The following is a 24475-nucleotide window of genomic DNA, read 5'->3' as shown; positions in this document are numbered from 1 at the left end:
CCACGCTCCGCGTGGGAATGCAGCCCGGGACGCTCTGCGTCCCCTATCAGTACCAACACTGAATCTCTATCAGCCCCGACATTCCCGCGTAGTCCCTGGCACTCGAATAACGCCAATGCTCCGGCACGTCCACATATCCACGTTTCACTGGATTGTTGTGGATGTATTCCAGCTTCTGGCGCATCACCGATTCGCTATAAACCATTTCTGCGTGAGAACCTTCCTGCCATAACTGGTACACCCGATCCTGCTTGTGCGCACGCTTGCTGAAGCGCAGACGTCGCAGGGCTTTGTCGGCGCCTTTGCTTTGCAGGTCATCAATGATCTTTCGAGCGGTGAATGATTTGAACTGGCTGAGGCATTTACTCAGATCAGGCGCTTGAGCGACGAAGTGAAGATGGTTTTCCAGAATTACGTAGCCAAACAACCTCAAATCATGATGAGTCTGTTGATATCGCCAGCAGTTGAGCAGGTGGTCGACGATGTAGGGGCGTATGAACAGCGGTAACCATTCCATGATCGTGCAAGTCAGGAAATACGGTTTGTCGGTTTCGGAAATGATGTAGCGGCTGCGGCCCATGGGATTCTTCCTTGAATCTTGCGGTGCTTACGGAAATGGAACGCGGAGCGTCCCGGGAGGCGTTACCACGCGGAGCGTGGGAACGATCAGGGTGAGGCGGGTGGGATGATCGCGCTAGAAGAGAAGTCTGGTATTACGGTGGGAAAAGTCATTCCCGAGCAAAGATCGTTCCCACGCTCTGCGTGGGAATGCAGCCATTGACGCTCTGCGTCATAGCGGTGTTTAGGGTCTGGGGGATGGAACGCGGAGCGTCCGGAGAGGCATTCCCACGCGGAGCGTGGGAACGATCAGCAGGGGGGGGGTGGCGTCAGGTCAGGCGGACATGACTTCGCGGATGTCGCGCGCCAGTTCGCGGACGCGTTCTTCTTCGGTGTCCCACGAGCACATGAAGCGTGCGCCGCCCTTGCCGATGAAGGTGTAGAAGCGCCAGTTCTTCGCGGTCAGGGCGGCGATGGCCGGTTCTGACAGTTGCAGGAACACGCCGTTGGCCTGGACCGGGAACATCAGTTCGACGCCTGGGATGTCGCTGACCAGTTCAGCGAGCAATTGCGCGCAGTGGTTGGCGTGGCGCGCATATTTCAGCCAGGCGTCGGTTTCGAGGATGCCGACCCACGGTGCCGAGAGGAAACGCATTTTCGACGCCAGTTGCCCGGCCTGCTTGCAGCGGTAATCGAAGTCTTCCGCGAGTTTGTGGTTGAAGAACAGAATCGCTTCACCCACCGCCATGCCGTTTTTCGTGCCGCCAAAGCACAACACATCAACCCCGGCCTTCCAGGTCAGATCCGCCGGCGAGCAGCCGAGGAACGCGCAGGCGTTGGAGAAGCGCGCGCCGTCCATGTGCAGGTGCAGGCCGAGCTCCTTGCAAGTCGCGCTGATGGCGCGGACTTCTTCCGGGGTGTAGACGCTGCCGACTTCGGTGGCTTGGGTCAGGGTCACCACGCGCGGTTTCGGGTAGTGAATGTCCTGACGCTTGAGCGCGACTTCGCGGATCGATTGCGGGGTGATCTTGCCGTTTTCAGTGCCGGCGATCAGCAGTTTCGAGCCGTTGGAGAAGAATTCCGGGGCGCCGCATTCGTCGGTTTCGACGTGGGCGGTTTCCGAGCAGATCACGCTGTGGTAACTCTGGCACAGCGACGACAGGGCCAGCGAGTTGGCGGCGGTGCCGTTGAAGGCGAAGAACACTTCGCAGTCGGTTTCAAACAATTGGCGGAAATGGTCGGACGCGCGTGCGGTCCATTCATCGTCGCCATACGCGCGTTGGTGGCCGTGGTTGGCCTGCTCCATCGCAGCCCAGGCTTCAGGGCAGATACCGGAGTAGTTGTCGCTGGCGAATTGTTGGCTCTTGTCGGTCATGGCCGGCTTCCGTGGTCGAGACTCTTGTGAAGGCTCGTGGTCAATGATGGTGCGCACTTTACCGAAGATCTTCCGGGGAGCACACGGGATGTCGCTGTCAGAACATTACATGGACGCAGGCCGATTATGCACCTGACTAAACGCGACGGCGCACTGGATCTGCTCAAGTGGCTGGCGCTGCTGAGCATGTTGCTCGACCACCTGCGATACGTTGGCTTCTCCGCCGATTGGCTTTATGTGCCGGGGCGGCTGGCGTTTCCGTGGTTTTGTCTGGCGATGGCGGCGAATCTTTCGCGGGATGGCTCGCGGAGGATGGAGTGGCGGTATCTGGGGTGGTTGTTGCTGTTCAGTGCGCTGAGCGAAATTCCTTACCGGTTGTACATTCCAGAGCCCGATACCTTGAATGTGATGCCGACGCTGGCGCTGGGGTTATTGGTGGCGCGGGGGAGGCATGATCCATCGGTGATGTCGCGATTGCTGGGCGTTGCTGCGCTGGTGCTGGCGATAGTTTTCCCGGAACGACTGATGTTCGGCTTTTTCGGGGTGCTGTTGCCGTTGGCGATGCTGCTGGTGTTTCGCCGGCCGTGGTATTTCAGCTTGCTGCCGGGTTTGATATGCCTCGCAGCGAATCAGTGGCAAGTGCTTTACGACTCGGCGAGGTTCGGCAGTAGCGTCGCCATTCTTGGTATTGCGACATGCCTGTTTGCGCCAATGCTCGGAATGTTCCTGTTGCGACATGTGCGACATCTCCAGCCACCGCCAATGCGCCGCTGGGCCTACGCACTCTATCCCGCGCATTTCCTCCTGCTGCTCGCCATCCGCACTGCATACACCTGACCCCTGTGGGAGCGAGCCTGCTCGCGAAGAGGCCGGCACATCCAACATAGAAGTTGGCTGACAGACCGCTTTCGCGAGCAGGCTCGCTCCCACAGAGGATCTACGGCGTTTCGAATAAGCCATTTCCAGCCATGTCGTAAACGCACCTTTGCGTGGCGCGCGCAGGCATTTGAGCTGTCTGCGCCGGTCATACCATCGGCATCAAAGGGCACTGCCGTGATTGCCGGTGCCTTACCGAGACGAATGGCGCACAGATGCCGCTGGGAGAGACGCGATGTTCAGCAAGCAAGACCAGATCCAGGGTTACGACGATGCACTGCTGGCGGCGATGAATGCCGAGGAGCAACGTCAGGAAGATCACATCGAGCTGATCGCGTCGGAGAACTACACCAGCAAACGCGTGATGGAAGCGCAAGGCAGCGGCCTGACCAACAAATACGCCGAAGGCTATCCGGGCAAGCGCTACTACGGTGGCTGCGAGCACGTCGATAAAGTCGAAGCACTGGCCATCGAACGCGCCAAGCAACTGTTCGGTGCCGATTACGCCAACGTCCAGCCGCACTCCGGTTCTTCGGCCAACAGTGCTGTGTACCTGGCGCTGATCCAGCCGGGCGACACCATCCTCGGCATGAGCCTGGCCCACGGCGGTCACCTGACCCACGGCGCCAAAGTGTCGTCCTCGGGCAAGCTCTACAACGCTGTGCAGTACGGCATCAACACCGATACCGGGCTGATCGATTACGACGAAGTCGAGCGTCTGGCCGTCGAATCCAAGCCGAAAATGATCGTCGCCGGTTTCTCCGCTTACTCGAAGACTCTGGACTTCCCGCGCTTCCGTCAGATCGCTGACAAGGTCGGCGCGCTGCTGTTCGTCGACATGGCCCACGTCGCTGGTCTGGTCGCTGCCGGTCTGTACCCGAACCCGCTGCCGTACGCCGACGTGGTCACCACCACCACGCACAAAACCCTGCGCGGCCCACGTGGCGGCTTGATCCTGGCCAAGTCCAACGAAGAGATCGAGAAGAAGCTCAACGCTGCTGTGTTCCCCGGCGCTCAGGGCGGCCCGCTGATGCACGTCATCGCCGGTAAAGCCGTATGCTTCAAGGAAGCGCTGGAGCCGGGCTTCAAGGCTTATCAGCAACAAGTGATCGACAACGCTCAGGCGATGGCCAGCGTGTTTATCAAACGTGGCTACGATGTAGTGTCCGGCGGCACCGACAACCATTTGTTCCTGGTCAGTCTGATCCGTCAGGGCCTGACGGGTAAAGACGCCGACGCCGCCCTGGGCCGTGCGCACATCACCGTCAACAAGAACGCCGTGCCGAACGATCCGCAATCGCCATTCGTGACCTCGGGCCTGCGCATCGGCACCCCGGCGGTCACCACTCGCGGTTTCAAAGTGACCCAGTGCGAAGTGTTGGCTGGCTGGATCTGCGACATCCTCGACAACCTCGGTGATGCCGATGTCGAGGCCAATGTTGCCCAGCAAGTGTCGGCCCTGTGCGCAGACTTCCCGGTTTATCGCTGAGTGTTCTGGAGTAACTGACTATGCAACGCTATTCGGGCTTCGGCCTCTTCAAACACTCCCTCAGCCACCACGAAAACTGGCAGCGCATGTGGCGCACGCCGACGCCGAAAAAGGTCTACGACGTGGTCATCGTCGGCGGCGGCGGGCACGGTCTGGCGACTGCTTATTACCTGGCGAAAGAACACGGCATCACCAACGTCGCCGTGGTCGAGAAGGGCTGGCTAGGCGGCGGTAACACCGCGCGCAATACCACCATCGTGCGTTCCAACTACCTGTGGGACGAGTCGGCGCACCTTTACGAACACGCGATGAAATTGTGGGAAGGCCTGTCGCAGGATCTCAACTACAACGTGATGTTCTCCCAGCGTGGCGTCTACAACCTGTGCCACACCCTGCAGGACATTCGTGATTCAGAGCGTCGGGTCAGCGCCAACCGCCTCAACGGCGTCGATGGCGAACTGCTCAACGCTAAGCAAGTCGCTGACGAGATTCCGTACCTCGACTGCTCGAAAAACACCCGCTACCCGGTGATGGGTGCGACCGTTCAGCGTCGCGGCGGCGTTGCCCGTCACGATGCCGTGGCCTGGGGCTTCGCCCGTGCCGCCGACGCCTTGGGCGTGGACTTGATCCAGCAGACCGAAGTGATCGGTTTCCGCAAGGAAAACGGCGTGTGCATCGGTGTTGAAACCAACAAGGGTTTCATCGGCGCCAAGCGCGTCGGTGTGGTCACCGCAGGTAACTCCGGGCACATGGCCAAGCTCGCCGGTTTCCGTCTGCCGATCGAATCCCACCCGCTGCAAGCACTGGTGTCCGAGCCGATCAAACCGATTATCGACAGCGTGATCATGTCCAACGCCGTGCACGGTTACATCAGTCAGTCCGACAAGGGCGACCTGGTGATCGGCGCGGGTATCGACGGCTACAACGGCTACGGCCAGCGTGGTTCGTACCCGGTGATCGAACACACCATTCAGGCCATCGTCGAGATGTTCCCGGTGTTGTCCCGCGTACGCATGAACCGCCAGTGGGGCGGCATCGTCGACACCACCCCGGACGCTTGCCCGATCATCTCGAAAACCCCGGTGCCGAACATGTTCTTCAACTGCGGTTGGGGCACCGGTGGTTTCAAAGCTACACCTGGCTCGGGCAACGTGTTTGCCGCAAGTCTGGCCAAGGGTGAAATGCACCCGTTGGCCGCACCTTTCTCCATCGACCGTTTCCACAACGGTGCGTTGATCGATGAACACGGCGCTGCTGCGGTTGCCCACTAACAGGAGAAATCCCCATGTTGCATATCTTCTGTCCTCACTGCGGCGAACTGCGCTCCGAAGAGGAATTCCACGCATCCGGTCAGGCGCACATTCCGCGCCCGCTCGATCCAGGCGCCTGCACCGACGAGGAGTGGGGCGACTACATGTTCTTCCGCGACAACCCGCGCGGTCTGCACCATGAACTGTGGGATCACGTCGCCGGTTGCCGTCAGTACTTCAACGTCACTCGCGACACCGTGACCTACGAGATTCTCGAAACCTACAAGATCGGCACCAAGCCGCAATTCACCGACAAGGCTGATTCGGCGAAAACAGCCACGACGGCGCTGGGAGAGAAGGTATGAGCCAGACCAATCGCCTGTCCAACGGTGGACGGATCGACCGCAACAAAGTGCTGAGCTTCACCTTCAACGGTCAGAGCTACAAAGGCTTCGAGGGTGACTCGCTGGCCGCCGCGCTGATCGCCAACGGCGTCGACATCATTGGCCGCAGCTTCAAGTATTCGCGTCCTCGCGGGATCTTCGCCGCCGGTGCCGAAGAGCCGAACGCGGTGCTGCAGATTGGCGCGACCGAAGCCACGCAAATCCCCAACGTGCGTGCCACGCAACAGGCGCTGTATCAAGGTCTGGTCGCGACCAGCACCAACGGCTGGCCGAGCGTCAACAACGACATGATGGGCATTCTCGGCAAGGTCGGCGGCAAGCTGATGCCGCCGGGTTTCTACTACAAAACCTTCATGTACCCGCAATCGTTCTGGATGACCTACGAGAAGTACATCCGCAAGGCTGCCGGTCTGGGCCGCTCGCCGACCGAAGTCGATCCGGACACTTACGACTACATGAACCAGCACTGCGACGTGCTGATCGTCGGCGCCGGCCCGGCTGGTCTCGCCGCTGCACTGGCCGCGGCGCGCAGCGGTGCCCGAGTGATTCTGGCCGACGAGCAGGAAGAGTTCGGCGGCAGCCTGCTCGATTCCCGCGAAAGCCTTGATGGCAAACCGGCGATGGACTGGGTTGCCAGTGTCATCACTGAACTGAAGAACACCCCGGACGTGCTGCTGTTGCCGCGCGCCACGGTCAACGGTTACCACGACCACAACTTCCTGACCATTCACGAACGCCTTACCGATCACCTCGGTGACCGCGCGCCAATCGGTCAAGTGCGTCAGCGCATCCACCGTGTTCGCGCCAAGCGTGTGGTACTGGCGACCGGTGCGCATGAGCGTCCGCTGGTCTACGGCAACAACGACGTGCCGGGCAACATGCTCGCCGGTGCTGTCTCGACTTATGTGCGTCGCTACGGCGTAGCTCCGGGCAAGAAACTGGTGCTTTCGACCAACAACGATCACGCCTATCGGGTGGCGCTGGATTGGCTCGATGCCAGTCTGCAAGTGGTGGCTATCGCTGATGCCCGCAGCAATCCGCGTGGTGCGCTGGTGGAAGAGGCGCGCGCCAAAGGTATTCGGATTCTCACTGGCAGCGCTGTGATTGAAGCCCGTGGCAGCAAGCGTGTGACCGCTGCCCGCGTTGCTGCGATTGATGTGAAAGCCCATGCCGTGACCAGTCCTGGCGAGTGGCTCGACTGCGATGTGGTCGCCAGTTCCGGCGGCTACAGTCCTGTCGTCCACTTGGCTTCGCACTTGGGTGGCAAGCCGACCTGGCGCGAAGACATCCTCGGTTTCGTACCGGGCGAGGCTCCGCAGAAACGCGTGTGCGTCGGTGGCATCAACGGCGTTTACGGTCTCGGTGATTCGCTGGCTGATGGTTTTGAAGGTGGCGTGCGCGCTGCCAGCGAGGCCGGTTTCGCTGCGGTTGAAGGCACCTTGCCGAAAGCCCTGAGCCGTCTCGAAGAACCGACCTTGGCGCTGTTCCAGGTGCCGCATGAAAAGAACTCGGCACGGGCGCCAAAGCAGTTCGTCGACTTCCAGAACGACGTCACTGCCGGTGGTATCGAGCTGGCAACGCGCGAAGGTTTCGAGTCGGTCGAGCACGTCAAACGCTACACAGCGCTGGGCTTCGGCACCGATCAGGGCAAGCTCGGCAACGTCAACGGTCTGGCCATCGCCGCCCGCTCGCTGAACGTGACCATCCCGCAGATGGGCACCACGATGTTCCGCCCGAACTACACGCCGGTGACTTTCGGCGCCGTGGCCGGTCGTCACTGTGGGCACATCTTCGAACCGGTGCGTCACACCGCCCTGCATGCCTGGCACGTGAAGAACGGCGCCGAGTTTGAAGACGTCGGTCAGTGGAAGCGTCCTTGGTATTTCCCGAAAAACGGTGAAGACCTGCATGCCGCCGTGAAGCGTGAATGCAAAGCCGTGCGCGACAGCGTCGGCCTGCTCGACGCCTCGACCCTCGGCAAGATCGACATCCAGGGCCCGGATGCCCGCGAGTTCCTCAACCGCGTGTACACCAACGCCTGGACCAAGCTCGACGTGGGCAAGGCGCGCTACGGTTTGATGTGCAAAGAAGACGGCATGGTCTTCGACGACGGTGTCACGGCGTGCCTGGCCGACAACCATTTCGTCATGACCACCACCACCGGCGGCGCGGCTCGCGTGCTGCAATGGCTGGAGCTGTACCACCAGACCGAATGGCCGGACATGAAGGTCTACTTCACTTCCGTCACCGACCACTGGGCGACCATGACCCTGTCCGGGCCGAACAGCCGCAAGCTGCTCAGCGCCGTGACCGACATTGATCTGAGCAACGAAGCGTTCCCGTTCATGACCTGGAAAGAAGGTCTGGTCGGCGACGTGCCGGCGCGGGTGTTCCGTATCTCGTTCACCGGTGAGCTGTCGTACGAAGTCAACGTCCAGGCCGACTACGCGATGGGCGTGCTGGAGAAAATCGTCGAGGCCGGCAAGCAGTACAACCTGACCCCGTACGGCACCGAAACCATGCACGTACTGCGCGCCGAGAAGGGTTTCATCATCGTTGGCCAGGACACTGACGGCTCGATGACTCCAGACGACTTGAACATGGGCTGGTGTGTGGGTCGCACCAAACCGTTCTCGTGGATCGGCCAGCGTGGGATGAACCGTGAAGACTGCGTGAAGGACCAGCGTAAGCAACTGGTCGGGTTGAAGCCGATCGATCCGAACGTGTGGCTGCCGGAAGGTGCGCAGTTGGTGTTCAACACCAAGCAGGCGATTCCGATGACCATGGTCGGCCACGTGACTTCCAGTTACGCGCACAACTCCCTCGGTTATTCGTTTGCCATGGGTGTGGTCAAGGGCGGTCTGAAGCGCCTCGGTGAGCGGGTGTTTGCACCGCTGGCCGATGGCAGCGTGATCGAGGCGGAAATCGTGTCTTCGGTGTTCTTCGATCCGAAGGGGGATCGCCAGAACATCTGACGGCCTCAAGAACTGTGGGCGGGCGGCTATTCGCGAGCAGGCTCGCTCCCACATTCGACTGCGTTCCCCTGTGGGAGCGAGCCTGCTCGCGAAAGCGGCAGATCAGCCACCGCAGGAACCTACAGAATTCAGAAGGTGCTTTATGACCACAGCCAACGTGTACCAACAACGCCCTACTACCGAGGCCAAGGCCGAGTCGTCGCTGCACCATGCCGACCTCGCCAGCCTGGTCGGCAAGGGCCGCAAGAACGCCGGCGTGATCGTGCGGGAAAAGAAACTCCTCGGCCACCTGACCATTCGTGGCGATGGCCACGATGCCGCGTTCGCCGCCGGTGTGCACAAAGCCCTGGGCATTGAATTGCCCGGCGCTCTGAGCGTGATCGTCAAAGGCGAAACCAGCCTGCAATGGATGGGCCCGGACGAGTGGCTGCTGATCGTGCCAAGCGGTGAAGAATTCGCCGCCGAACAGCAACTGCGTGAAGCCTTGGGTGATCTGCACATCGCGATCGTCAACGTCAGCGGTGGCCAGCAAGTACTCGAGCTGAGCGGACCGAACGTGCGTCAGGTGCTGATGAAATCCACCAGCTACGACGTGCACCCGAACAACTTCCCGGTCGGTAAAGCGGTTGGCACGGTGTTCGCCAAGTCGCAGCTGATGATTCGCCACACCGCCGAAGACACTTGGGAATTGCTGATCCGTCGCAGCTTCTCGGATTACTGGTGGTTGTGGTTGCAGGATGCGTCCGCCGAGTACGGCCTCAGCGTTCAGGCCTAGGAGAAACAACGATGAGCCGCGCCCCAGACACATGGATTCTGACCGCCGACTGCCCCAGCGTCCTCGGCACGGTGGACGCGGTCACGCGTTTTCTGTTCGAGCAGGGTTGCTACGTCACTGAGCACCATTCGTTCGATGACCGCCTCTCCGGGCGTTTTTTCATTCGCGTGGAATTCCGTCAGCCCGACGGTTTCGACGAGCAATCCTTCCGCGCAGGCTTGGCCGAGCGAGGCCAAGCCTTCGGCATGATCTTCGAGCTGACCGCGCCGAACTACCGGCCAAAAGTGGTGATCATGGTCTCCAAGGCTGATCACTGCCTCAACGATTTGCTCTACCGCCAGCGCATCGGCCAGTTGTCCATGGACGTCGCGGCGGTGGTCTCCAACCATCCGGATTTGAAGCCGCTGGCCGACTGGCACCAAATTCCCTACTACCATTTCCCCCTCGACCCCAACGACAAGCCGTCGCAGGAGCGTCAGGTGTGGCAGGTGATCGAAGAGTCCGGCGCCGAACTGGTGATCCTCGCCCGCTACATGCAGGTGTTGTCGCCGGAGCTGTGCCGCAAGCTCGATGGCAAGGCGATCAACATTCATCACTCGTTGCTGCCGGGCTTCAAGGGCGCCAAGCCGTATCACCAGGCTTATAACAAAGGGGTGAAACTGGTCGGCGCGACGGCGCATTACATCAATAACGATCTCGATGAAGGGCCGATCATTGCCCAGGGTGTCGAGGCGGTGGATCACAGTCATTACCCAGAGGATCTGATTGCCAAGGGGCGCGACATTGAAGGCCTGACCTTGGCGCGGGCGGTTGGATATCACATTGAGCGGAGAGTTTTCCTCAACGCCAATCGTACGGTCGTTCTTTAGATAGCTATCACGAGCAGTAACCCGAGCATTCAACGCGCTGCCTGCCTGGGCAACGCGGTTCCATAAAAACAACAGCGAGGTGAAAGCATGTCTGGCAATCGTGGTGTGGTGTATCTCGGCGCTGGCAAGGTCGAAGTACAGAAAATCGACTATCCGAAAATGCAGGATCCGCGTGGCAGGAAGATCGAGCACGGTGTGATCCTGCGTGTGGTCTCCACCAATATCTGCGGCTCCGACCAGCACATGGTGCGCGGCCGTACGACGGCGCAGACCGGTCTGGTGCTGGGCCACGAAATCACCGGCGAGGTGATCGAAAAAGGCTCCGACGTCGAAAACCTGAAGATCGGTGATCTGGTGTCCGTGCCGTTCAACGTGGCTTGCGGGCGCTGCCGTTCCTGCAAAGAGCAACACACCGGCGTCTGCCTGACCGTCAACCCGGCCCGTGCCGGCGGTGCTTACGGTTATGTCGACATGGGCGATTGGACCGGCGGCCAAGCCGAATACGTGCTGGTACCGTACGCTGACTTCAACCTGCTGAAACTGCCGGACCGCGACAAGGCCATGGAGAAAATCCGCGACCTGACCTGCCTCTCCGACATCCTCCCGACCGGTTACCACGGCGCGGTCACTGCCGGCGTTGGTCCGGGCAGCACCGTTTACATCGCCGGCGCTGGCCCGGTCGGTCTGGCTGCTGCCGCTTCCGCGCGTCTGCTGGGTGCTGCGGTGGTGATCATCGGCGACGTCAACACCATCCGTTTGGCTCACGCCAAAGCGCAGGGTTTTGAAATCGTCGACCTGTCGAAAGACGCGCCGCTGCACGAACAGATCGCCGCGCTGTTGGGCGAACCGGAAGTTGACTGCGCGGTGGACTGCGTCGGTTTCGAAGCCCGCGGTCACGGCCATGACGGTGCCAAATCGGAAGCACCGGCCACCGTACTGAACTCACTGATGGGCGTGGTGCGTGTTGCCGGCAAGATTGGTATTCCGGGCTTGTACGTCACCGAAGATCCGGGTGCCGTGGACGCCGCCGCGAAGATGGGCAGCCTGAGCATTCGCTTCGGTCTGGGCTGGGCCAAGTCGCACAGCTTCCACACCGGCCAGACCCCAGTGATGAAGTACAACCGCCAACTGATGCAGGCGATCATGTGGGATCGCATCAACATCGCTGAAGTGGTGGGCGTGCAGGTGATCAGCCTCGATCAGGCGCCGGAAGGTTACGGCGAATTCGATGCGGGCGTGCCGAAGAAGTTTGTGATTGATCCGCACAAGTTGTTTAGTGCGGCGTAGGGCTTAAGCTCGATACAAAACGGCGACTTCAGGGTCGCCGTTTTTTGTTGCAAGCCCAGGTCAAAAGCTACCCTCACCCCAGCCCTCCCGAAACGTCGGACCGCCCGTAGGGAGAGGGGACCGACCGAGGTGTCTGGTGTTATGCATCGACCTGAGAGATCGAGGCGACTATGGATTCAACGCAAGTCTTTCACTTCGGCGTATTACGTCAATATCCCACGGTCAGTCCCCTCTCCCTCCGGGCGGTCCGACGTTTCGGGAGGGCTAGGGGGCTTTGCTTCAAAGGGCTGCCAGAGCACCCTGATACAGAACCGGCCCCGTCGGCTGCCCGGTCGGCGAACCACCTTTAGGCTCAAGACTGACCGCCAATGCAATCGGTCTCCCGATCAACACTTTCTGCGCCTCGCTCAGCTCAACCTTGCCTTTGCCTCCCGCCGGAATAACGCCGAGGGAAATCGGTTTCCCGTCAGCAGGAATCGCCCACAGTTCCAGGCTGTGATCAGGCTCGACCGCCGCCAGTGTCAGCGGCTCGACTTGCAGGTATTCCGCATGCGCCTCGACCTTCAGCGCCGGTTGCGCATCGGCTGTCAGCAGCGTGGCGCGGTAGCGGGCGTCGTCGCGGTTGTACAGCGAGCCGAGGAACACCAACACGGCGATGGAGCAGGCCGCAGCGGTGAGTCGTAGCCAGTTCCAGAATGGCCGTTTTGCGGGGACGTGCAGCGCTTGCGGCTCGATGCGCGCGGTGATGCCTTGCCAGACGCGCTCGGGCACCGGGTGTTCCGGCAGGGATTCGGTGAGGCTCACCAGCGTTCCCTGCCACTGCGCCAGTTCGGCCCTGAGCGCAGCGTCATCCAGCAGCAACTGCTCAAACCGTCGACGCGCAGGCGCTGACATCAGACCAATCGCGTAATCGGCTGCGAGGGCGCGGCGCAGGGCCGGGGTCTGGTAGTTCATGATTCAAGGCACCGGCGCAGGCGTTCCATGCCCCGGCGGATCCACGACTTCACCGAGCCCAGCGGCGCTGCCAGGTGTTCGGCGAGTTCCAAGCAGGACAAGCCCTGAAAGTAAGCCACGGTGATCGACTGGCGCTGCATGCTGTCGAGGGTTTCCAGGCAACGGTTCAGCGCGGTGGCTTCGCGAGCGCTGTTCAATTGCTCATGCGCTGAGGGGCTTTCGTCCGCCAGTGCATCCTGTTCCAGATCAGTCAGCGGCCGGTCGCGGTGTTTGCGCAACTGGTCGATGGCCTGATTACGGGTGATGTTGATCATCCACGTCAACGGCGCCGACAGGTGCGATTCGTAGCGTGAGGCGTTGTTCCAGATACGCACGAAGGCTTCCTGCAGCACTTCTTCGGCCAGATCTGCGCGGCCCATGAAACGCAGGGCCACGCCGTGCAGACGCGGGCCGACGCTGCGGTAAAGGGTTTCGAAGGCGCGACGATCACCCAGTGAACACTGGGCCAAGAGCTGTCGCAACTGATCGGTGTCGGCGGCGGAAATGACGACTCTCCAGGCAAGACTGAGCGCACGAGGGCGAGGCTCGGCTTGTTCACAGGCTAGTTCAGCGACAGCGGTTGTGCCATTCATCGCGGCAATTCCGGGGTTTCACGATTCATATACGTGGGTATGATGAAAATGGATGCGCAGGGCAGGAACATGCCTGCGCCTACCCGGTCAAACCGGCAGTTTTATCGTCCAACGATGGACGTTTTTCACAGCGCAAGAGGATGTCTGAATGAAGATTTCACGCGGTATTGCCATGGCTTCGCTGATGACCCTTGCGGCCAGCCCGGTGTTCGCCGGTTTCAGCCTGGACGACGTGACCAAGGCTGCCTCGAGCATGCAGGGCGGCAACGCGGCCACCGCTGCGGCGCCGACCTCGGAAACCGCCGGCCTGCTGCAAGCCGTCACCGGTCTGGGCGTTACGCCGCAGCAAGCTGTCGGTGGCACCAGCGCCATGTTGGGGCTGGCGAAGAACCAATTGAGCAGCACTGATTATTCGCAGTTGGCCAAAGAAGTGCCGGGCATCGACAAGTTGTCGGGCGGCAGCGGCAATCTGGCGGCGTTGAGCGGGTTGCTCGGCTCATCCGGCAAGTCTGCCGGGCTGGAGAATGCGCTGGGTAACGTCAAGGACACCAACGACCTGAACAATGCCTTCAGCGCACTGGGCATGGACAGCGGCATGGTCGGCCAGTTTGCCCCGGTGCTGCTCAAGTATCTGGGCGATCAAGGCGTCGGCGGCCCACTGCTGCAAAGCCTGGGCAGCATCTGGGGCGCCGGCACCGGTAGCTGATTCAGCGGCGCTCGCCGCGCAGTTCGGCGATGCGCTGATCCTTCTCGTTCCAGAGCTGGTTGACCCAGCTCTGGACCGTCTGGCGAAACACAGGATCGTTCTCGTAATCGCCCTGCCACAGCGCCGGGTCGAGTTCGCGGGTCTTGATATCGATGATCACGCGCGGCACGTTGCCGCTGATCAGATCCCAGAACCCCGGAATGTTCTCCTGTGGATAAACCACGGTGACGTCGAGAATCGCGTCCAGTTGCTCACCCATCGCCGCCAACACAAACGCCACGCCACCGGCCTTGGGCTTGAGCAGGTGGTTGAACGGTGATTGCTGTTCGGTGCTTTTCGCCGCCGTATAACGCGTGCCTTCCAGATAATTCACCACCGTCACCGGCTGACGCTTGAACAGCTCGCAGGCCTGTTTGGTGATTTCCAGATCTTTGCCCGCCAGCTCGGGGTTCTTCGCCAGGAATGCCTTGGTGTAGCGCTTCATGAACGGGTAATCCAGCGCCCACCACGCCAGTCCCAGAAACGGTACCCAGATCAGTTCTTTCTTGAGGAAGAATTTGAAGAACGGCGTGCGCCGGTTGAGCGTCTGGATCAGCGCCGGGATGTCGACCCACGACTGGTGATTGCTGACCACCAGATACGAGGTGTCGCCACGCAGATCTTCGCCGCCGCGAATGTCCCATCGGGTGGGGATGCACAGACGGAAAATCAGCTTGTCGACCTCGGCCCAGGTCTCGGCGATCCACATCACCGCCCCCGACGCATAGTCGCGCCAGCGGCCCGGGGCGACCAGTTTGAGCAGGGCAAACACCATCAATGGCCCGATCAGGATCAGGGTGTTGAGCAACAGCAGCAGGGTGACAAAACAGCCGGTGAGCAGGCGGCGCATAGGCAACTCTTTGAAAAACTGATGGACGCGCCATGATAAGCAGCTTCGCGCGGCAGGCCAAATCGGTGGTGACAAATGTTTCACTTCAGTCGCGTTAACCTGATCGTTCCCACGCTCTGCGTGGTAACGCCGCCCGGGACGCTCCGCGTCCCTGTGACGCAGAGCGTCAATGGATGCATGCCCACGCAGAGCGTGGGAACGATCAAGCGCGCAACGGTCTAAAATCCCGTTGCCCAACCTCTCAAGGAAGCCCCTTACGTGAAATCCCTCCTTGCACTGTTTGCCCTCGTCGCCTTACCGGTCATGGCCGCCGAGCCGACCCTGTACGGGCGCTACGAATACATCGCGCTGCCGGAGATCGGCGGCGAAGTGCTCAAGGCCAAGATGGACACCGGCGCGCTGACCGCCTCGCTGTCGGCCAAGGACATCGAAACCTTCACCCGCGACGGCGATGAGTGGGTGCGTTTCCGCCTCGGCACCAAAGACGCCAGTAATAAAGTCTACGAACACAAGGTCGCGCGGATCAGCAAGATCAAGAGCCGCTCGGACGAAGAGGACGAGGGCGAAAGCACCGAAGTCGCCAAGCGCCCGGTGGTCGATCTGGAACTGTGCCTGGGCAACGTCAAGCGTACCGTCGAGGTCAACCTGACCGACCGCAGCAACTTCAACTACCCGCTGCTGATCGGTGCCAAGGCCTTGCGTGAATTTGGCGCAGCAGTGAATCCGGCCCGTCGTTTCACAGCCGACAAGCCAGACTGCTAAGGGGGCTCATTGACGTAGCGTCAGGCTTGGGGCACCGTTCGCGCACTAACCCACGGGCTCGGACGCCATGCCTCATATCCTGATTGTCGAAGACGAAGCGGCGATTGCCGACACGCTGATTTTTGCCCTGCAGGGCGAGGGGTTCGGCACCACGTGGCTGAGCCTCGGCGCAGCGGCGCTGGAGCATCAGCGGCAGAGCCCGGCCGATCTGATCATCCTCGACATCGGCCTGCCGGACATCAGCGGTTTCGAAACCTGTAAACAACTGCGGCGCTTCAGCGAAGTGCCGGTCTTGTTCCTCAGCGCCCGGGATGCCGAGATCGATCGCGTGGTCGGGCTGGAAATCGGCGCCGACGATTACGTGGTCAAGCCGTTCAGCCCGCGAGAAGTGGCCGCGCGGGTCAAGGCCATTCTTAAACGCATGGCGCCGCGCCCGGCGATTGAGGCTTCTGCCGCGCTGTTTCGCATCGATCCCGAGCGTGTGCAAATCCTCTATCGCGGCCAGGCCCTGAGCCTCACGCGCCACGAATTCCGCCTGCTGCAATGCCTGCTCGAACAACCCGAGCGTGTCTTCAGCCGCGAGCAATTACTGGATGCATTGGGCGTGGCAGCGGACGCCGGTTACGAGCGCAGCATCGACAGCCACATCAAAAGCGTGCGCGCCAAGTTGCGACTGGTGCGCGCCGACGCCGAGCCAATCCAGACCCATCGTGGCCTCGGTTACAGCTACAGCCCGGGGCACAGCTGATGTCGCTGGGGCTGCGGATATTTCTGGTGTACGTGCTGTTTATCGGCCTGACCGGTTATTTCGTGCTCAACACGGTGATGGAAGAAATCCGTCCTGGCGTGCGCCAGTCCACTGAAGAAACCCTGGTCGACACCGCCAACCTGATGGCGGAAGTCCTGCGCGACGATTTCAAGGCCGGCACCCTCAGCGAGAACCGTTGGCCCGAGTTGCTGCGCGCTTATGGCGAGCGTCAGCCGCAGGCGAGCATTTGGGGATTGCCGAAGAATCAGGTCAACCACCGTATCTACGTGACCGACGCCAAAGGCGTCGTCGTGCTGGACTCCAGCGGCGTCGCGGTCGGTCAGGATTACTCGCGCTGGAACGATGTCTACCTGACCCTGCGCGGTGAGTACGGTGCACGCTCAACCCGCAGTGATCCGGACGACGCCACTTCTTCTGTGATGCACGTCGGCGCACCGATCCGCGACAACGGCCAGATCATCGGCGTGGTCACCGTGGCCAAGCCCAACAGCTCATTGCAGCCGTATGTCGATCGCACGGAAAAACGCCTGCTGTTTTACGGCGCCGGGTTGATCGGCCTCGGTCTGTTGCTTGGCGCGTTGCTGTCGTGGTGGCTAAGCCGTGCGCTGCACCGTTTGACCGGTTATGCCCAAGCGGTGAGTGAAGGTCGGCGCGTGGAAGTGCCACATTATCGCGGCGGCGAACTGGAACAACTCGCCACCGCCGTGGAGCAGATGCGCACGCAGCTGGAGGGCAAGGCCTATGTCGAGCGTTACGTGCACACGCTGACCCATGAATTGAAAAGTCCGCTGGCGGCGATTCGTGGCGCGGCGGAGTTGCTGCAAGGGGAAATGCCGCCGGTTCAGCGACTGCGTTTTGTCGGCAACATCGACAGCGAAAGCGCGCGCATGCAGCAGTTGATCGAACGGCTGCTGAATCTGGCCCAGGTGGAACAGCGTCAGGGTCTTGAAGAACGGGTCGCCGTGCCTTTAGCGGTGTTGGTCGATGAGTTGCTGCACGGGCAGGCGGCGCGGATTGAAGCCAAGCAGTTGCGGGTCGAGCAGACCATTGCGGAGGACCTGTTGCTGATCGGCGAGCCGTTTTTGCTGCGTCAGGCGTTGGATAATTTGCTGGAGAATGCGCTGGATTTCACACCGCGTGAGGGGTCGCTGCGATTCAGTGCCGAGCGCCGGGGTGAGCAGATTGAACTGCGTCTGTTCAATGAAACCGCGCCGATTCCCGATTACGCTCTGCCGCGTTTGACCGAGCGTTTTTACTCCTTGCCGCGTCCGGACAGTGGGCGCAAAAGCACGGGGTTGGGGCTCAACTTCGTTGAAGAAGTGGTCAAGCTGCATGGTGGGTCTATGCAGATCCGCAATGTCGAAAACGGTGTTGAAGTGACACTGCGCTTGCCTTGATACCGAGGTGCGTCCTTCGCGAGCAGGCTCGCTCCCACAGGGTATTTGTGAACGACGCAGATCCAATGTGGGAGCGAGCCTGCTCGCGAAGGGGCCGGTTAAGTCTCCACACAATCTCCACATTCCCCCCACAAAACCCCCACACCGCGTCACCAGACTCTGCCCATCCAAACAGGGAGAGTCCCATGAACAAGAATCTGACCATCAAGCTCGGCGCCATCGCCTTGCTGATCCTGCTGTTACTGATCCCGCTGCTGATGATCGACGGCGTGATCGACGACCGCCAACAGTTGCGCGACGGCGTGCTCGAAGACATCGCCCGCAGTTCCAGCTACAGCCAGCAACTGCGCGGGCCGGTGATGGTGGTGCCGTACCGCAAAGTGATTCACAACTGGAAAACCAACGACAAGACCAACCAGCGCTACGACGAACCGAGCGAAGAGCGCGGGCGTTTGTATTTCTTGCCGGAGCGTTTCGAACTCGACGGCCAGGTGCAAACCGAACTGCGGGCGCGGGGCATTTATGAGGCCCGGCTGTTCCATGCCGACAACCGCATCAACGGCCATTTTTCGCTGCCGGCGCAATTGGGCATTAAAGAAGATTTCAGCGACTACCAGTTCGATGCGCCGTTTCTCGCGGTCGGCATCAGCGACATTCGCGGTATCGAAAATGCGCTGAAACTGGAACTCGATGGCCAGCGCCTGGACTTCGTTCCCGGTACGCAAGTCGGCTGGCTCGGTGAAGGCGTACGGGTGACGCTGCCGCTTCTCGACACCCGTAAAACCACGGAGCTGGCCTTCGGTTTCGACCTGCGCCTGCAGGGTACCGGTTCATTGCAGGTGCTGCCGGTGGGCAAGACCAGCAGCGTCAGCCTCGCGGCTAACTGGCCGCATCCGAGTTTTATCGGCAACTTCCTGCCGGCCAAACGTGAGATCAACGATCAGGGCTTCAGCGCCGATTGGCAGACCACGTTTTTCTCCACCAACCTGCAAGACGCGATGAGCCGTTGCGTGAGCGGCAATGATTGCGAGGCGTTCAACGGCCGCAGCTTTGGGGTGAGTTTCATCGACCCGGTGGATCAGTATCTGAAGAGCGATCGGGCGATCAAATATGCGCTGCTGTTCATCGTTCTGACGTTCGCCGGTTTCTTCCTCTTCGAAGTGCTCAAGAGCCTCGCGGTGCACCCTGTGCAGTACGCGTTGGTCGGTGTCGCGCTGGCGTTCTTCTATTTGCTGTTGCTGTCGCTGTCGGAGCACATCGGGTTTGCCCTGGCGTATCTGCTGTCGGCCAGTGGTTGCGTGTTGTTGATCGGGTTTTACGTCTGCCATGTGCTGCACAGCGTGCGGCATGGCTTGAGTTTTTCGGCAGGGTTGGCGGCGCTGTATGGCCTGCTCTATGGATTGCTGAGTGCCGAGGATTACGCGCTGCTGATGGGCTCGTTGTTGCTGTTCGGTCTGCTCGGTGTGTTTATGGTGCTGACGCGCAAACTGGACTGGTACGGGATTGGGCAGAAGCCGGGCAAGCCGTTGGAGTTTGATGTGGGGGCGATGCAATGAGCCGGGTGGGATTGCGTGAAGATCAGCGAGAGGTAGAGGTTTTGGTGACGCTGATTTTTGCAGCGCTGCCGCTGGAACCGAGGTGGTGCATTCGCGAGCAGGCTCGCTCCCACAGGATTGGTGTTGCAACAGAGGTTTCTGCCATACCCAAAAACAATGTGGGAGCGAGCTTGCTCGCGAAGAGGCCGGAACAGATGCCGTCGATTTAAGGCTTGGGCATCGTGGCGATCATGGACGGTCGCTGACTCACTTCAAAGAACCAGTGAGCCAGTTGCGGGTTGGCTTCACGCCAGCCCAGGTCCGGGAAACGCAAATCGAGATAACCCAACGCACACGCGACGCTGATCGCCGCCACATCGAAATGGCTGGTCAGCTCGGCAATCGCATCGCTTTCCAACACTGCGAGGGCGCGGCGGATCTTGTCGCGCTGGGCTTCTAGCCATTCTTCCCAGTGTTTTTCCGGAGCACGCAGCACTTGTTCATACCGCACCAGCACTGAGGCATCCATGATCCCGTCGGCCATCGAGGCCAAGGTCAGACGCCGCCAGCGCGCCGCGCCTTCGCGGGGGATCAGCGGATTGCCGACATGTTGTTGATCGAGGTATTCGAGGATCACGCGGCTGTCATGGATGACATTGCCGTCGGCCAGACGCAGGGCCGGGATCTTGCCCAGCGGGTTGTCGGCATTGAGCTCGGCACTCGGGCTGACCGGGCTGAGCACGCAGTCTTGCAGCGCGACGCGATCCTGCTGGCCGGTCTCGTGCAGCAAGACCATCACTTTGCGTACGAACGGGGAGAGGGTGTTGTGGTACAGGGTCATGCTGGGGGCGGACATTGGCAGGGTCTCGATCAGAACGATGAGGAGCCAGCATAGCGCGTAATGCCACGTCCTCAAGCCCGGCGCGAAACCATTGTGGGAGCGAGCCTGCTCGCGAAGGCGTCGGTACATTCAACATTGATGTTGAATGTTGGAGCGCTTTCGCGAGCAGGCTCGCTCCCACAGGTTTCTTTAGCTTCGCTGCAACAATCCTCTTATGGCCAGAACCGCCGGCACACCCAGGCCAACCCAGCTCAATGCATCCCAGATCCCATCCCCCAACAGCGCCGCAAACAACCCCGCTGCACTCAGCAGCGCAATCACCAGCGGCGTGCTGAAGACCTTCCAGAAATTCGACTGACGCGGCTTCATGCAGACGCCTCCGCCGTTTCCAGCACAGGCTTCGCGGCTTTGCGCCGTACGACCCATAGGTACACGCCACTGCCGAGGACGATGATGGTCAGCACATCAAGGGTGGCCCAGAGAATTTTCATCGGCATGCCGCCGTAGTCACCGAAGTGCAGGGGCTGCGACATGCCCATGGCGTCCATGTACCACGGTCGTTCAGCCACAGCGGTGACCTTCAGGGTGGTGGCGTCGATCAGCACCGGCGTGAGCAGGTGCGAGGTCAAATGCGTGCCGCCCTTCATGAACACCGAATAATGGTGCTCGCTGGAAAAGCGGGTGCCGGGGAAGGCGATGAAGTCAGGTTTCATCCCCGGCGCGACTTCAGCGGCGATGTCGAGCAAACGCGTGGCGGGTGCCAGTTGCGTTAGCGGCGGGGCATCGCGGTACGGCTCGATCAGCGCGGTCAGTGCTTCGTTGCGCCAGGCGGCGATCAACAGGTCGGCGCAGGCACTGATCACGCCGGTCACGCCGACGACCAAAGCCCACGTCAGTGTCACCACGCCGATCAGGTTATGCAGGTCGAGCCAGCGCAAACGGGTCGATTTTTCCTGACGCACCGTGCCGAATTTCAACCGGCGCATGAACGGTAAATACAGCACCGTCCCGGACACGATGGCCACGACAAACAGCAAGCCCATGAACGCCAGCAGCAACTTGCCCGGCAGCCCGGCAAACATGTCGACGTGCAGGCGCAGGATGAACAGCATCAAGCCGCCGTTGGCTGAAGGCGTTTCCAGCGCTTCACCGGTGCGCGCATCGAGCATGAAGGAGTGCGAGGAATTGGGCTCGGTGTCGGCGGTTTTTGCCATGATCGCGAACGCCGCGTTCGGGTCTTCGTCGTCATAGCCGAAATACTGCATGACTTCGCCCGGGCGATGTTTCTGCGCCGCGTCCACCAGTTGCTGCAAATTGAGCTGCGGCGTGTCGGCCGGCATCTCGCGCAACTCTGGGGCATCACCGATCAGATGGTCGATTTCGTGGCTGAAAATCAACGGCAGACCGGTCAGTGCCAGCATCAGCAAGAACACGGTGCAGATCAGGCTGGTCCAGGTGTGGATGAACGACCAGCGACGAATTGTTTTGCTTTTCATTTCATGACCTTCAAAAACGCCGAAGCCGTCCACAAGGGACGGCCTGGCAACAGGGCCTGTTTCAGCTCAGTCGCTTACCACTTGTAAGTGGCGCTGGCGATCACGCTGCGCTGATCACCGTAGTAGCAATAGAAGCCGTCGCAGGTGGAAATGTAATCCTTGTCGAACAGGTTGGTCGCGTTAAGTGCCAGCGACGCGCCTTTGAGGCTGTTGTCCAGACGACCGAGGTCGTAATGCACGGCGGCGTCGAACACGGTGTAAGCGTCCGCTTTGCCCAGCCAGGTGTTGCCTTTGTCGCCATAGGTGTTGCCAGTGTAACGGACGCCGCCGCCGATGCCGAAGCCGTCGAGGACGCCGGCGTGCCAGGTGTAATCCGTCCACAGCGAGGCTTGCTGGTTCGGCATCAGTTGCAGGCGATTGCCCTTGTCGACGCCTTTCTGCACTTCGGACTTGGCCAGGGTGTAGGCGGCGATGACTTTGAGGTTATCAGTGACGTCGGAAACTGCTTCCAGCTCCAGGCCTTTGACTTTGACTTCGCCGGTCTGGCTGGTGATGGTCACGTTGTTGACGATGCTGTTGACCGAGACGTTCTTCTGGGTCAGGTCATACACCGCTGCGCTGAGCAGGGTTTTGCTGCCCGGTGGCTGGTACTTGATGCCCAGTTCCCACTGCTTGCCTTCGGTCGGCTTGAACGAGTCGGTGGCAGTGGCATCGGCGCCAGCGGTGGGCTGGAAAGATTCGGCGTACGACAGGTACGGCACGAAACCGGAATCGAACACGTAGCTGATTGCCGCGTTGCCGCTGAACGCCTTGTCACGCTGGGTGTTGGTGGCGTCATCCTTGTTGAAGAACTTGGTGCTGGTGTGCACCCAGTCTTCGCGCCCGCCCAGGGTCAGGCGCCATTGGTCCAGGGCCATTTGGTCCTGCACGTAGAGGCCGGTCTGGGTGGTCTTCTGGTCGTAATCGTAAAACGCGCTGGAGCGCGGTGGACGGACGATCGTCTGGCCGTAGATCGGATTGTTGACGTTGATTTCCGGCGCGCTGCCGAAGATCGAGGTGTAGTTATCGTTGCTGCGCTGATGGTCGAGACCCAGCAGCAGGGTATGACGGATATCGCCGGTGGCGAAGTCAGCCTGGAAGTTGTTGTCCACGGCGAATTGGCTGATGTCCTCATCGACGTTGGTGGTGCCGCGGCCGACATTGCCCTGATCGTCCACGGTGAAACCGGCGAACGACGGGTTGTAGCTGTTGACGGTGACGGTCTGGAACGCCAGATCCGACTTGGTGTAACGCAGGTTCTGCTTGAACTGCCAAACATCGTTCAGGCGATGTTCGAAGGCGTAACCGAGCGCGTAATAGGTGCGGTCGTAGAAGTCGTAGTCAGGATCGCCCAGGTTTTTGTGATGGGAGATCTTGCCGAACGGCATGTCGATCTTGGTGCCCTGGATCGGATAGAACTGGCTGGTGACGCCGGTATCGTCGCGGGTGAATTGCGTGAGCAAGGTCAGCCTGGTGTCGTCGTCGATGTTCCAGGTCAGGCTCGGCGCGATGTTGTAGCGCTTGTTTTCGATGTGGTCGATTTGCGTGTCGCTGTCGCGCACGACGCCGCTGATGCCATAGAGGAATTGGCCCGCTTCATCGATCTTGCCGGTGCTGGCGAAGTTGATCTGGCGGTGGTTGTCGCTGCCGTACTGCAACTGGATCTCGCTGCTCGCCTCGGCGCTCGGACGACGGCTGACCATGTCGAGCAAGCCGCCCGGCGGGGTCTGGCCGTACACCGAAGAGGCCGGTCCACGCAGCAGGGCGAGGCGATCGAGGTTCCAGGTCTCCGGTTTCGGGTTGGCGTAGATGCCGCGTGGCAGCGCCAGGCCGTCGAGATACTGGGTCGGTTCGAAACCACGCACGCGCAGCCAGTCGATACGGGTGTCGCTGCCGTAGCTGCTGGCGGTGATGCCGGGCATGTAGCGCACGGCGTCGTCGAGGCTGTGCACGCCACGGTCTTCCATTTGCTGACGGGTGGCCACGGAGATCGAACGCGGCGCTTCGACCAGCGCGGTGTCGGTTTTGGTCCCAGCGGCGGTGCGGGTGGCGGTGTAGCCTTCGACCGGTCCCCAAGCGCTTTCGCTGTTTTCCACGCCGATGATCGCGGTTTCCGGCAGGGCCATCGCGCCGTCAGGGACCGCGACCAGGGTGTAGGTGCCCGCGCCGCTCTGTTCCAGTTGCAGACCGGTGCCGCGCAGAGCTGCGCGCAGCGCGCCGGCCGCGTCGTACTGGCCGTTCACTGGCGCCGAGGTCTTGCCCGCCGCCAGCGCCGGACTTAGCGACAACGGGAGGCCGCCCTGACTGGCGATCTGGTTGAGTGTGGTCGACAGCGGTGCGGCCGGCAGGTTGTAGGCGTGCACGCTGGATGCTTGTTCAGCGGCCAGCAACGGGTTGCTGATCAGCGGGGTGCTGAGGGCAATGGCGACGGCCAGCAGACTGGGACGCAACAAGGTGTCTAGCGAACGGGACATACGGCGGCTCCTGAATGGAAATATTTCTCAATTGCCTGTGTGCCGGATGAAACTCGAAAAGTGATAGGGCAGGGTGAAAATAATTTTGATTTGCGAAAAACAGCCACATTTCTGCGGAGTTGA

22 protein-coding genes are annotated in these 24475 nt (G+C 60.8%); 13 read left to right on the top strand and 9 right to left on the bottom strand.

From position 1 onward, the window contains the following. Positions 1-46 precede the first annotated feature (46 nt). Both ACQ4OE_RS06240 and ACQ4OE_RS06235 read right to left on the bottom strand, forming a co-directional pair. Positions 47-580 carry an REP-associated tyrosine transposase gene (locus ACQ4OE_RS06240; RefSeq protein WP_430946116.1) on the bottom strand — a complete coding sequence of 178 codons (534 nt, stop codon included), beginning with the start codon at positions 578-580 and terminating at the stop codon, positions 47-49. 312 nt (positions 581-892) lie between these two features. Further along, the gene (locus ACQ4OE_RS06235; RefSeq protein WP_008084160.1) at positions 893-1933 is read right to left on the bottom strand and encodes a low specificity L-threonine aldolase; all 1041 of its coding nucleotides are present in this window, start codon (positions 1931-1933) and stop codon (positions 893-895) included. Between the two features lie 126 nt (positions 1934-2059). Between ACQ4OE_RS06235 and ACQ4OE_RS06230 the strand changes: the two genes are divergently transcribed. From ACQ4OE_RS06230 to fdhA, 8 genes are all read left to right on the top strand, one after another. Further along, positions 2060-2770: a TraX family protein gene (locus ACQ4OE_RS06230; RefSeq protein WP_430946115.1), complete on the top strand. Its 711-nt coding sequence runs from the start codon at positions 2060-2062 to the stop codon at positions 2768-2770. 274 nt (positions 2771-3044) lie between these two features. Further along, positions 3045-4298: a serine hydroxymethyltransferase gene (locus tag ACQ4OE_RS06225; protein ID WP_008086924.1), complete on the top strand. Its 1254-nt coding sequence runs from the start codon at positions 3045-3047 to the stop codon at positions 4296-4298. A 20-nt stretch (positions 4299-4318) separates the two neighbouring features. Then, entirely contained in the window at positions 4319-5569 is a 1251-nt protein-coding gene (locus ACQ4OE_RS06220) for a sarcosine oxidase subunit beta (RefSeq protein ID WP_003206307.1), read from the top strand. A 14-nt stretch (positions 5570-5583) separates the two neighbouring features. Next, on the top strand, positions 5584-5913 hold the full coding sequence (locus ACQ4OE_RS06215) for a sarcosine oxidase subunit delta (protein WP_007913119.1): 330 nt from the start codon (positions 5584-5586) through the stop codon (positions 5911-5913). Further along, positions 5910-8927, top strand: coding sequence for a sarcosine oxidase subunit alpha (locus ACQ4OE_RS06210; RefSeq protein WP_430946114.1), 3018 nt, complete (start codon positions 5910-5912; stop codon positions 8925-8927). Before ACQ4OE_RS06215 ends, ACQ4OE_RS06210 begins: the two co-directional genes overlap by 4 nt. A gap of 142 nt (positions 8928-9069) precedes the next feature. After that, entirely contained in the window at positions 9070-9702 is a 633-nt protein-coding gene (locus ACQ4OE_RS06205) for a sarcosine oxidase subunit gamma (RefSeq protein WP_430946113.1), read from the top strand. Between the two features lie 11 nt (positions 9703-9713). Next, on the top strand, positions 9714-10571 hold the full coding sequence (gene purU, locus ACQ4OE_RS06200; protein WP_008086918.1) for a formyltetrahydrofolate deformylase: 858 nt from the start codon (positions 9714-9716) through the stop codon (positions 10569-10571). An 87-nt stretch (positions 10572-10658) separates the two neighbouring features. Then, on the top strand, positions 10659-11858 hold the full coding sequence (gene fdhA / locus ACQ4OE_RS06195; RefSeq protein WP_158959194.1) for a formaldehyde dehydrogenase, glutathione-independent: 1200 nt from the start codon (positions 10659-10661) through the stop codon (positions 11856-11858). 279 nt (positions 11859-12137) lie between these two features. Here fdhA and ACQ4OE_RS06190 read toward each other — a convergent pair whose 3' ends face one another. After that, the gene (locus tag ACQ4OE_RS06190; RefSeq protein WP_430946112.1) at positions 12138-12812 is read right to left on the bottom strand and encodes an anti-sigma factor; all 675 of its coding nucleotides are present in this window, start codon (positions 12810-12812) and stop codon (positions 12138-12140) included. After that, positions 12809-13444: a sigma-70 family RNA polymerase sigma factor gene (locus ACQ4OE_RS06185; protein WP_430946111.1), complete on the bottom strand. Its 636-nt coding sequence runs from the start codon at positions 13442-13444 to the stop codon at positions 12809-12811. Before ACQ4OE_RS06185 ends, ACQ4OE_RS06190 begins: the two co-directional genes overlap by 4 nt. Positions 13445-13592: 148 nt before the next feature. Between ACQ4OE_RS06185 and ACQ4OE_RS06180 the strand changes: the two genes are divergently transcribed. Beyond that, the gene (locus ACQ4OE_RS06180) at positions 13593-14150 is read left to right on the top strand and encodes a DUF2780 domain-containing protein (RefSeq protein WP_430946110.1); all 558 of its coding nucleotides are present in this window, start codon (positions 13593-13595) and stop codon (positions 14148-14150) included. 1 nt (position 14151) lies between these two features. Here ACQ4OE_RS06180 and ACQ4OE_RS06175 read toward each other — a convergent pair whose 3' ends face one another. Beyond that, positions 14152-15039 (bottom strand): acyltransferase, encoded by an 888-nt coding sequence (locus ACQ4OE_RS06175; RefSeq protein ID WP_430946109.1) that lies wholly within the window; start codon positions 15037-15039, stop codon positions 14152-14154. 258 nt (positions 15040-15297) lie between these two features. Between ACQ4OE_RS06175 and ACQ4OE_RS06170 the strand changes: the two genes are divergently transcribed. The 4 genes from ACQ4OE_RS06170 to creD all read left to right on the top strand — a co-directional run bounded on the left by ACQ4OE_RS06170 (position 15298) and on the right by creD (position 19523). Next, positions 15298-15801, top strand: coding sequence for an ATP-dependent zinc protease family protein (locus ACQ4OE_RS06170; protein ID WP_007909997.1), 504 nt, complete (start codon positions 15298-15300; stop codon positions 15799-15801). A 67-nt stretch (positions 15802-15868) separates the two neighbouring features. After that, positions 15869-16549, top strand: a complete 681-nt coding sequence (gene creB / locus ACQ4OE_RS06165; protein ID WP_430946108.1) for a two-component system response regulator CreB — start codon at positions 15869-15871, stop codon at positions 16547-16549. Beyond that, positions 16549-17967 (top strand): two-component system sensor histidine kinase CreC, encoded by a 1419-nt coding sequence (creC, locus tag ACQ4OE_RS06160; RefSeq protein WP_430946107.1) that lies wholly within the window; start codon positions 16549-16551, stop codon positions 17965-17967. Before creB ends, creC begins: the two co-directional genes overlap by 1 nt. 185 nt (positions 17968-18152) lie before the next feature. Next, entirely contained in the window at positions 18153-19523 is a 1371-nt protein-coding gene (creD, locus tag ACQ4OE_RS06155) for a cell envelope integrity protein CreD (protein WP_430946106.1), read from the top strand. Positions 19524-19728: 205 nt separating this feature from the next. Here the strand turns inward: creD and ACQ4OE_RS06150 are convergent, their stop codons facing one another. The 4 genes from ACQ4OE_RS06150 to ACQ4OE_RS06135 form a co-directional block, all read right to left on the bottom strand. After that, a complete protein-coding gene (locus ACQ4OE_RS06150; RefSeq protein ID WP_430946105.1) occupies positions 19729-20358 on the bottom strand; it encodes a glutathione S-transferase in 630 nt (209 codons plus the stop codon). A 174-nt stretch (positions 20359-20532) separates the two neighbouring features. Beyond that, a complete protein-coding gene (locus tag ACQ4OE_RS06145; RefSeq protein ID WP_122594772.1) occupies positions 20533-20712 on the bottom strand; it encodes a hypothetical protein in 180 nt (59 codons plus the stop codon). Further along, positions 20709-21839: a PepSY-associated TM helix domain-containing protein gene (locus ACQ4OE_RS06140; protein WP_122594856.1), complete on the bottom strand. Its 1131-nt coding sequence runs from the start codon at positions 21837-21839 to the stop codon at positions 20709-20711. Before ACQ4OE_RS06140 ends, ACQ4OE_RS06145 begins: the two co-directional genes overlap by 4 nt. Positions 21840-21913: 74 nt before the next feature. Continuing rightward, on the bottom strand, positions 21914-24352 hold the full coding sequence (locus tag ACQ4OE_RS06135; RefSeq protein WP_430946104.1) for a TonB-dependent siderophore receptor: 2439 nt from the start codon (positions 24350-24352) through the stop codon (positions 21914-21916). Between the last annotated feature and the right edge of the window lie 123 nt (positions 24353-24475).

This window comes from Pseudomonas sp. WC2 (genome assembly GCF_050586545.1).
GTDB lineage: Bacteria > Pseudomonadota > Gammaproteobacteria > Pseudomonadales > Pseudomonadaceae > Aquipseudomonas.
This window is presented reverse-complemented; position numbering and strand designations above follow the sequence as displayed.